The organism is Flavitalea flava, assembly GCF_054461575.1.
In genome coordinates this window covers 1-9,644 of sequence record NZ_JBTLQH010000087.1, presented here as the reverse complement: position 1 = coordinate 9,644, position 9,644 = coordinate 1, and the positions used below count along the sequence as shown (strand labels likewise).

Sequence of the window (9,644 nt, the reverse complement as noted above, 5' to 3'; positions counted from 1 at the left end):
TATACTTTACCATACTCTTTTTGGAAGAAAAAGGTACGGCATTTATACGACATTACAAAATAGACTAGACACTAGTATTAGTGATCAATGTTTATTATTTATATTCATTGATTTCCAAGTATTTACTCGAACAATTTTTATTTTGTAGCATAATTAAACTACAAAAGGAGGAGTTATGGAAACGGTAAGCAGACGAAAAAAGAAAGTTGGCAGGCCAGCTAGGACGATCAAAAAGGAGGTCCGGGCTTGTATACGATTTACCCGACCCGAGTATTTTATTATCAAAGAAAAGGCGGCTAAAGCCGGGGCTGAGACTTCTTCTTATATCCGGCAAATCGCCATACTTGCCGCCGTTAATCCCCGCCTAAAGGACGAGGAAATTTTTTACTTTCTTATAATAGGCTGTTCCCTTTTTTAGATGGTTTTAAATATTTTCCGAGCGTTTTACTATATCTATCGTCAAAAGTTACAATGGTAATTTCACTATACTTTACCAAAGTTGGTTTATCATCTAATTGTCCGGCCGGATCAAAGTTCTGGATATTCACTTTGTCTTTGGTGATTCGCCTAATCGGTCCAATAATAAAGTCGGGTTCATTTTTATCTTCGCACTCAATAATGACGTTATGGCCGAATTTTCTCAGATCTTCGAATATTTTTTGCCAAGTGGTTAATGAGATCTTTACATTTATTCCGTAGCCATTGTCCAGGTAGCCTTCTGATTTAAAGATGCGCTTTCGCGCATTTTGAAATTTGCCGTGCAGCAAACTGTCAAATCCATCTTTTCTAATAATAGAGTAGCCGTTAAGGAGAAATTCAAGATCCATTTGAATTAGCAAAAAATCTTTCGACATCGACAAAATAAAACCTGAAATATTTTCTTCTCTTTTATTAAAAGTCCGAACAAATTGTACGTAGTCCTTTTTATCAATATGCCTTTGTAGGATAACGTCGTAAGCTCTTATTGCATTTTTATCTTTCATATTTCTGCCTTTCCGTTATTTTTCGAACTATGGTTTATGTTTGCTAAATTCAATTTAGGGTTAGATGACCAGTACATCGAACAATGTGTGCCAAATAATGTACAGGCCAGTCGAATGATCTTATGCCCTGGCGTACGTCCAGGTTTACTTCCGGTCCCTGGCATCCAGTGATCCTACCCGCGCATTACCCATTACCTGAGAGGAGTTTTTGGGATTTGGCAGGGAGAAATTGGTCCAAACACTTTGGCGCTGCCTTCAACGCAGCGGAAAAACGGGTTAATTCGATAACTTTGATTTGCTGTATATTAGATCTGTTATTTATAGTCCATCGTCTCTCTTTGATAACCAACTTCGATACTTAATTTTACAGCTATCTCGGGTCACCGTGTCTTTCACTATAACATCCATCCCACCATCATATGGTGCAACAATGCAGTTATTTTTGACCGAAATAAAGAAGGCTCGCAACTGATCTAGCGCAATATCCTTTAAAATAGGTTCGAATTTAATTTCGTGCCAGATTTCTTCCGAAAACTTTGGCCTATAAATCTGCCCTTTTTCAAATTCTTCCGAGTTTAGAAGGTGTAAGTCAATTGGATCAAGATAAACAAATGAAAAATGTGTTACCGATTCCCTTTCTTCAAATGGAACCAGCTCAGTATGACTCTCATAATCGTATTCACCTGTTACCATGAGAATTGGCGATTGATCTCCTATAAGGTCCGAGAAAATTGTATTTTGTCTCTTTAATAATATCTTCCAATCTTCCTGATCATCAGCATAACGTTTGGATTCAGGCAAACTGTGAATTCGAAACCATCTATTGGAATAGTCATGCTTAAGATAATGAGGTATTGGTACCGTATTAGCATAGGCAAATTCCCAGAATATTTTGAATTCTTCGCGATTCATATAAATTTATTGTTCGAGGTTACAATGAAGAAGTTACAGCATAGATATAATAATTACACATCGACGTTTGCCAAAATCTTTCTATTCATACCTACTTTGTTGACTAACAGAAACATATCCCCATCATGAAAACCCCAATTAGATATAAAATCGTTTTTAATTTTAACTTCCAATAGAGATTCTCTCAAGATTAATCCGCCGTATCCTAAAAAGACTACATATTCCGCCATACTTTCCTCGTCTCTTGTCCATTTGCCACTTTCTGAATTGGAATACAATCCTTTAATTAAGTGGTTTGGTCCATATTGGTCGCAATCAAACACCCACTCCATTGACAATAAAGAAGGATCGCATTTTGAATTCAGGCCAATTTCTACATTTGAACCCTTACCACCATTCATATTTAGGGTGTCCAAGCCCAAATATATTCCTTTTGTGTTCGGAAAATCATCTAATGTTCTTTGAATCCAATTGGTCGCATCGCTAATATCATCGATAAATGACATATCTCTAAATTCCTCCCATATTTTTGATGGAAACTTTCTAGGGGCGGCCCTAATAATGTTGCTAAATGCTTCTTGTGCATTTCGTTGATGAGTAATTTCATCAAGAATTTCTTTTATAGGTATCAATTCGAAATCCATGTCTTTTGTCAGTAATTTTATTAATTATGGTTCCGCAGTAAATGTACCTAAAAGCTTCCATCCCGCTTATTGTCAGCGGTAAATAAAGCAGTTCTTAAAAACCATTAAATGGGTATATTGAGGCTAAGGCTGTGATGTGAATTGAAGGAGGCTTTAAATTTAATGCAGGGGCGTTCAGTATACAGAGATGAGAGTCCTGATGCGTTCAGTTAAAGCTACTTGATGCAAGTGGTTCTCCAATAAAGACAATTTGCTTTATTATACGCATGGTAAAGCAAATTTATTATGCTGTACGGAAACGGGCGATTGCCCATTTCCTCCCGGGATAAGTTTTATTTATCAAAATAGGTTGATCCTATTTTGATGATCGATTCTTCATCTTTCCCCTTATTATACTCCGCAACAAATTTGGGGATGTCAACTCCAACCGATGCTTTTTGGGGTTCATGATAATGATTTGCAAATGAATACCATGCTTTACTTCCATCCCGAAAATACAGTCTGAGCCTCGCCGTCATTTTAGCCCCGGTATTATCGGCTAAGACCTTTCCGATATCACTCCATTTATAGCTATCCCGGCTTTCAACTGCATCGTTTTTTTTGCCCAATATCTCCACTGTTATTTCATCTGTTGTCAGGTAAATGAATCCATTTTTAGAAAACCACCTATAAAACTTATTCTGAAGGATAGAAAGAGCAATCAATCCTAAGACTATGCTTGCGCCAAAAAAATACCAGTTCTTCGTTCGCCCAACTAAATAAGACAACAAAAGAAAGAGCCCAAAAGCAGCCAACATATTCTTATTATAACGCTTTTCATCCAAAAACTGCGCGGCAATCGTTTTAAGTAGTTCCATATCGTAGTATAATGCTTAAAAATCGACATTAATTCTCATTAATATTTTCCCATATAGAATATTTATTGCTCATTTACTATTTTAACCGCAGAATACACATCATTAGTGATTCCAACGGCATCAACGATTATTACAGCAGCCGCAACACAGCCTACAGGAGTAAAAAATGACAAACCAATTGCGGCAACTGATACTGTAAGTGAGACCCAATCGCTTGGCCCTAAACGACGGACCAAAAGGATTTTTTTATCGTGGGAGATTGAAGCACTTGATAAAGAATTTTCTCCAAAACCTCTATCAGAATGGCTGCAAGCGAGAATGCAGAATCCTGTACCCGCCGTGGTGGCAGGTTTTATAAGGTGGTCCTAGCGGTTGGACAATTGTCGAACTATTGGTTGGAGGACTTAATGAAGTTTAACAACATAAACATGCATCAAATTTTCAATAAATCTTACTCATGTTTTTGAAGGAGCGGAAAATAGTCCCTGTTACCCATTAAGCAAAGCAATAGAATATGTTTAGTATTTTTTGTCAGTGAGCCTGTCTGCTCTGGCTTGTTGAATATGAGTGGTTTAGGAATGTAGTTTGGGTACTTGTCCGGTTTATTGGTAATTGCCATGTGTTGATGGATAACAAACGATCCCATCTCTTTTTACTATAAAATCCAGCACATCCTCGTAAAGGTTTAATGTAACCGGGTTACTATTGGCAAATTTTGTATCCATTTTTCCTGTCGTTGCATTGAATGTTACAATGACCGGTGAAGGCGTTATAGATCTATAAGTGGCATAGATCTTGTCTTTGGCAAAAACTAAATTGGAATAATATGTGCCATATGATCCTACATCCTGGCTCCATACCTCGTGGCCGTCCTTTGCACTTATGGCTTTTAGGTTTGCTCCATCTGACCCCCTATTAAATATGGTATCCTTGCAGAAATATACCATGTCATTGCCGGTAACACAATACGAGGCCTCCTGACTACTTTCGTATCGCCATTTCTGGATCCCGGTTTTTAAGTCTAACGCGCATATGGTCCCTAAGGTGCTTACCAGTACTTTCCCATCCAGATACACTGGATTGAATCTATCACTACCAACCTGCCCCAGATCTGTTTTATTCCATAATAAATTACCTGTGCCTGCATCAAGTGCGAATGCACGCCCGTTTACACCTGAACTTATAACAACAACACCTTTAGTGGCCAGCGGGCGTTTGCATATTGAATTGTTGAAACCATAACTCCATATTTTTTGTCCTGTTATTGCATTAACTGCATGTACTTCGCCGACAGAATGGTTTACTGGTGCAACAAATACAACATTATTATCAATAACCGGGTTCGAGTTAAAATCACCATACGTAGTGGAAGTATAGTTCCAAAGTACCTGACCCGTACTGCTGCTCACGCAGACCAATGTTCCGGTATTCGAACAGGCATACAGTCTGCCTGCGGAATAAGTAACACTCGTAACAAAACTAATATTTGTCGGGCCCTGCCAAATATTCGCTCCGGTAATTGCATTTATTGCCTGCAATTTATAGTTGGCAACCATGAATATTGTGTCGTTCGATAGCGTTGGGGCAAGCATGTTATCAGTACTGAAGCGCCACATCGACGGTTGGTTTTGTCCTAAGGTGACCGGATAAGCATTAAAACCTCCAAACCGTCCCATGGTGGTGTAGGAAAGGTCTTTTGTATGAGCATACAACTGGCCGTCATATGTTGACAGGGTAAATTCCGAAAACGTGGTGTCGCTAGCGATAAAGGCAACGACTTTTCCTGAATATATTTTGTCCTTTTCCAGGTTAAGTAAAGTGTCAGTTAATCCCGTTAAACTATCTTTTATTTTTACGTTGCTTAGTATTATTCTATATCTAACCAACTCATTGTTGATTTTATTTTTGGAAGAATCCCATTGAATAATTGCTTCTAACGGTGTTCTTTCAATAACTCTGACAGTGAATTGTGTAAGATTTTCTTTATTAGTCTGGCCCTGGTTGTCTTTTTCATTAGTTGACTTTGAGCAGGCCAGAAAGCATATAAAAATAAGGCATATGCCAGTTATAATTCTAAGGTTCATTTTCAAGGGGCTTTGTAAACTGTATCAAAAATTTATTGTTCTTGCCGGTTCTAAGATAATATTTAAAATCAAAATAGTACCATGTAATATTGTCAATTTCAATGAAATATCTCCCATTCTTTTACTCACGTTATATGGGTATCAATGCAATTTTTTGAAGAATGTAAGGTGTGGAGATATTACTTATGGCTGTCGTCTTTATGGACTACGAGGCAGGAACACTTAGGTTTATGGGATAGATAATAAAAAAACTCCTAGCATCAAAAAAATAAAAAAGCCTGTAAATCAATTTAGAATTACAGGCTTGACATCTTTTGAGATAATATTAGTCGGGAAGAAAGGATTACTTCCGGCCCACGGCCTTCAGTGCTCCTGTAGCCCTGTGCATTACCCAAAAAGCCTCGTCCCGACTTCGTCGGAACGGTTTTTCTTCTTCATCCGCGTTGGAGAACAAGTTCTCCATGCTTCTGAAAAAGAAAAACCCGCAGCTTTCGCTGCGGGCTTCTTGTTTCGTCGGGACGACAGGACAATTCTCGAACCAATTCGTCGCTGACCTTAGACGGTTAGCGAACCTAGCGATTTGAAAACCAATGTTTTCGGTCGCTTTTTTTATTTCCCGCCGCGAAGCCATAAAAGTTAAAGGAATGTAGATGCTACTGGAAAAGGCTATATCAAACGGCCAAAAGAAGGGGTCACCCGTGGGTGTTGCACGTTGGGGGCCTTCCCTCCGGGTCCCCCGACTTTCTTCCCCTGCAAAAGTCCAGAGGGCAAGCAGTATAAAGCATATCGCAGACGAAATTTTTGAAAACTCAAATATTACATTATGGCAGACCTGAAAAGAAGAACCCTGCAATTGAGCAGTGGAAAGCAAGTGAAGCTGTTTGGCAATAGCGTTGCCATCGGCAAGTCTTTGGAGATCGGGGAAGGATACGCCCCGAATATTTTGTCGCTCGTCGAAGAACAGGCGGACAATAAAATACCTGCCGGGCTATCGAATTCGCATCGATTGACGGTAGACGAGCTGATGGAACTGGCGGGATTAATCGCAATTTTCTTATTCCCGCCTTCAAAAGATCCTGGCGAAGCAACAGGAAAAACTGTCAATCGAGCTTGAAGCATCAACCGACCCAAACCTTATTCCTTTCGCCATCATAAACCGGCCACAGGTCAATTAAATATCTGAATGGTACCCAGATCAGATAGATTTGTAAAGTCTTGGTATATATAAAAATAAATTTCTATTTATGCATAGATTAAATTATAGAAAGATTACTTTTTTGCTACTACTGCTGTTTAAGACAGGGCTTGGTTTTTCTCAGATAACAAAAGTCCCCGCCCCGGTGATCTCGAAAGAAGCCTTTTCTTTCGCTACGCCGGAAGAAGAAGGATTTTCCTCAAAAGGGTTAAGTGAGATATTTACTTATGTGAAAGAAAAAAAGCCTAATATCCATAGCCTCTTGGTCATCCGGAATAAGAAGATCGTAATTGATGCCTATTTTTATCCTTTTCGCTCCGATTTACGGCATGACATAGCCTCCTGCACAAAATCAGTAACATCCCTGCTTATTGGCATCGCCATCGATAAAGGCTATATAAAGAGTGAAGACCAATTGGTCGCATCATTTTTCCCGGAAATCAATCTAACCGGTAAGCCCTTCGAAACATTATCGATCAAAGACCTGCTCACTATGAAGTCGGGTTTTGATTGCGGCTTGTCAAATGAAGATAGTCTGTTCAATGAATTATTTCCATCGGACAACTGGCCAAAATTCATTTTCAATATTCCGTTTGTAGCCGACCCTGGCCAGCAATTCTCTTATTGCAGTTGCAATTATTATTTGCTAGCTGAAATTATTTACCGGGCAACTGGATTAGCCCCTGAAGATTTTGCAAAAAAATACATCTTTAACGAGTTAGGGATAACGTCCGTCTACTGGACGAAAAATAAACAGGGTATTAATTACGGGTGGGGAGACCTTTGCCTGCAGCCACATGATCTTGCTAAAATCGGCCAACTATTGTTAGATGGCGGCAAATGGAATAATAAATCCATTGTTTCCGCGGACTGGATAAAAAAGGCCAAATCGATGAACACGGTATTTTCAAACGGGAATGGCTATGGCTATGGTTTTTGGATAGACAAGGATCATGCCTTCAGTGCGGAAGGCAGGGGCACACAAAGGATACATATCGATTCCATCCACAATGCCATTGTCGTAGTTACGGGAGGAGGGCTAAGTGACGATGATAAGGAAGGGATTGGTCATCTTATCGGTTATGCGATCCACTCCGATGGACAATTGAAAAGTGACCCTGTGGCCTTTAATAACTTTGAAAAAATGGAACGTCAGGCGGCAACAGCGATGATCGATTCGCCCCGGTACATTTCCAACGGTACTGAAAAGGACAAGCTGTTCAATAAGGCGATCGTCTTCCTCAAGAATAGTTTAGGGATAAAAAGCGCCGAAATTATCGCGGAAAAAGGGAATCTATCCCTTATGTTAAAGCCAACCGAGGGACAAACCGTCGTCTATCCTTTAGGAATTGATGCCACGTATAAATTTTATCATGATGCCGGTTCCGGTCATTTGTATGCGTTAAGAGGATATTGGAAAGCCGGCAATGAATTTGAGATCGAATTTAATATGCTATCCAAGATTAATAAATATTTGATTGATTTTAAAATGTGTGATAATGGAGACGAGGTTTCCATTAAGGAAGGGACCCATAGGACCAATGAAGCTTTTCCGGTGGCAATAATTCATAAACAGGATGAATGATCACAGGATTCGAACCGGCAAACCTTGGTTTCCAATAAAGTAGGTTTTAGAAACAAAAACATCAAAGATTTTCGAACCAAAAAAACCCGCTTTGGGAGCGGGTTTCGTAAAATCAGTGGAAAAATGGTCGGGAAGACAGGATTACTTCCGGCCCACGGCCTCCAGTGATCCTGTAGACCTGTGCATTACCCAAAAAGCCTCGTCCCGACTTCGTCGAAACGGTTTTTCTTCTTCATCCGCGTTGGAGAACAAGTTCTCCATGCTCCTGAAAAAGAAAAACCCGCAGCTTTCGCTGCGGGCTTCTTGTTTCGTCGCCTTGGCAGGACAATTCTCGAACCAATTCGTCGCTGACCTGAGACGATTAGCGCTTCTAGCGATTTGAAAACCAATGTTTTCAGTCGCTTTTTTTATTTCCAGGCCTCGGCTCCAAAAAGTTAAAGAAATGTTAGAGGAGCCGACCAGGACGTTTCCGAAGGGAGCAAAAAGCCGGGAATTTTGCCCTTCGACATGAGTAGACAGTAAGCGGGAAGGATTCCCCTTAAGCGAGCCGGTTTGTGTGAACATGAAACAGTGAGATATGGAGAACTGGACGGACAATCTTATGTACCTCTTTTGGACGGCTTATCCAACTTTAGGCCGCTCAGCTCATCATTCAAAAAAAGAGAGGTTCCCCGGAGGGGGTTCCCCTTCGTGTTACCCCCTCCGGGATTTGGGGGCTTTCTTTCCCCGTAAGAGCCTCAAATCACCTGCCATTCGCGGCCCCACATGCCCCTTCAATTCCGGCGCATCCGACCGGATCAATTCTAATTATTTCATCATTTTAAAATACTACGATCATGGCAGACCTGAAAAGAAGAACCCTGCAATTAAGCAGTGGAAAGCAAGTGAAACTATTCGGCAACAGTGTTGCGATCAGCAAGTCTTTGGAGATCGGGGAAGGATACGCTCCGAATATTCTATCCGTAATAGAAGAACAACAGGACAACAAAATCCCTGCTGGCTTATCCAACCCGCACAGGTTGACCCCGGACGAGTTGATGGATCTGGCAGATTTTAATATCCAATTGTGGATGGACTTGAAGGCCGGACTTCGCAAATACGGACAGGTTGATCCGAAGATTTTCGGCCAGGAATCCGCGAAGGCACCGACCGCCGGTACGGAAAAGCCGGAAGTAGGCCGCAGGTCTAAGAATGCGGAAAAACAAAGCCAATAGACAGTAAGGGCTTTCGGAGTTTTTAGGGCGAGCGGTGTTGTTGTCGGACAAAAAGTCCTCCAACAACGCTCGCTTTTTGCTCCCGTTGGTCGCAATCGAGTGGGAAGGTAGCCATTAGCTGACTACCTGTCCCCTCACACCACACGTGCGTACGGGCCCGTACACGGCGG

Annotated in this window: 9 protein-coding genes; 4 read left to right on the top strand and 5 right to left on the bottom strand. The window is 40.7% G+C overall.

The annotated features are described in order from the left end of the window. Positions 1-175 precede the first annotated feature (175 nt). Positions 176-418 (top strand): plasmid mobilization protein, encoded by a 243-nt coding sequence (locus tag ACX0G9_RS31075; RefSeq protein WP_459068892.1) that lies wholly within the window; start codon positions 176-178, stop codon positions 416-418. On the opposite strand, the gene ACX0G9_RS31070 is transcribed toward ACX0G9_RS31075, so the two are convergent. The 5 genes from ACX0G9_RS31070 to ACX0G9_RS31050 form a co-directional block, all read right to left on the bottom strand. Continuing rightward, positions 393-983, bottom strand: coding sequence for a hypothetical protein (locus tag ACX0G9_RS31070; RefSeq protein WP_459068891.1), 591 nt, complete (start codon positions 981-983; stop codon positions 393-395). The two genes, ACX0G9_RS31075 and ACX0G9_RS31070, sit on opposite strands and share 26 nt — an antisense overlap. Positions 984-1,301: 318 nt before the next feature. Next, positions 1,302-1,895 (bottom strand): DUF3885 domain-containing protein, encoded by a 594-nt coding sequence (locus ACX0G9_RS31065; protein ID WP_459068890.1) that lies wholly within the window; start codon positions 1,893-1,895, stop codon positions 1,302-1,304. A gap of 53 nt (positions 1,896-1,948) precedes the next feature. Beyond that, positions 1,949-2,539, bottom strand: coding sequence for a hypothetical protein (locus tag ACX0G9_RS31060; RefSeq protein WP_459068889.1), 591 nt, complete (start codon positions 2,537-2,539; stop codon positions 1,949-1,951). A gap of 332 nt (positions 2,540-2,871) precedes the next feature. Continuing rightward, positions 2,872-3,396 carry a hypothetical protein gene (locus ACX0G9_RS31055; protein ID WP_459068888.1) on the bottom strand — a complete coding sequence of 175 codons (525 nt, stop codon included), beginning with the start codon at positions 3,394-3,396 and terminating at the stop codon, positions 2,872-2,874. A 602-nt stretch (positions 3,397-3,998) separates the two neighbouring features. Beyond that, positions 3,999-5,480, bottom strand: a complete 1,482-nt coding sequence (locus ACX0G9_RS31050) for a PQQ-binding-like beta-propeller repeat protein (protein WP_459068887.1) — start codon at positions 5,478-5,480, stop codon at positions 3,999-4,001. 823 nt (positions 5,481-6,303) lie between these two features. On the opposite strand from ACX0G9_RS31050, the gene ACX0G9_RS31045 reads away from it, so the two are divergent. The 3 genes from ACX0G9_RS31045 (at position 6,304) to ACX0G9_RS31035 (ending at position 9,474) form a co-directional block, all read left to right on the top strand. Beyond that, positions 6,304-6,594 (top strand): hypothetical protein, encoded by a 291-nt coding sequence (locus ACX0G9_RS31045; RefSeq protein WP_459068886.1) that lies wholly within the window; start codon positions 6,304-6,306, stop codon positions 6,592-6,594. A gap of 130 nt (positions 6,595-6,724) precedes the next feature. Beyond that, on the top strand, positions 6,725-8,260 hold the full coding sequence (locus ACX0G9_RS31040; RefSeq protein WP_459068885.1) for a serine hydrolase domain-containing protein: 1,536 nt from the start codon (positions 6,725-6,727) through the stop codon (positions 8,258-8,260). Between the two features lie 836 nt (positions 8,261-9,096). Then, complete coding sequence (locus ACX0G9_RS31035; protein ID WP_459068884.1) at positions 9,097-9,474, top strand: hypothetical protein; 378 nt, start codon at positions 9,097-9,099, stop codon at positions 9,472-9,474. The last annotated feature ends 170 nt before the right edge of the window (positions 9,475-9,644 follow it).

What these genes read in the sequence shown, in the direction of transcription:
- ACX0G9_RS31075 (WP_459068892.1), top strand. Translation starts at nt 176, where the DNA reads ATGGAAACGGTAAGCAGACGAAAAAAGAAAGTTGGCAGGCCAGCTAGG.
- ACX0G9_RS31070 (WP_459068891.1), bottom strand. Translation starts at nt 983, where the DNA reads ATGAAAGATAAAAATGCAATAAGAGCTTACGACGTTATCCTACAAAGG.
- ACX0G9_RS31065 (WP_459068890.1), bottom strand. Translation starts at nt 1,895, where the DNA reads ATGAATCGCGAAGAATTCAAAATATTCTGGGAATTTGCCTATGCTAAT.
- ACX0G9_RS31060 (WP_459068889.1), bottom strand. Translation starts at nt 2,539, where the DNA reads ATGGATTTCGAATTGATACCTATAAAAGAAATTCTTGATGAAATTACT.
- ACX0G9_RS31055 (WP_459068888.1), bottom strand. Translation starts at nt 3,396, where the DNA reads ATGGAACTACTTAAAACGATTGCCGCGCAGTTTTTGGATGAAAAGCGT.
- ACX0G9_RS31050 (WP_459068887.1), bottom strand. Translation starts at nt 5,480, where the DNA reads ATGAACCTTAGAATTATAACTGGCATATGCCTTATTTTTATATGCTTT.
- ACX0G9_RS31045 (WP_459068886.1), top strand. Translation starts at nt 6,304, where the DNA reads ATGGCAGACCTGAAAAGAAGAACCCTGCAATTGAGCAGTGGAAAGCAA.
- ACX0G9_RS31040 (WP_459068885.1), top strand. Translation starts at nt 6,725, where the DNA reads ATGCATAGATTAAATTATAGAAAGATTACTTTTTTGCTACTACTGCTG.
- ACX0G9_RS31035 (WP_459068884.1), top strand. Translation starts at nt 9,097, where the DNA reads ATGGCAGACCTGAAAAGAAGAACCCTGCAATTAAGCAGTGGAAAGCAA.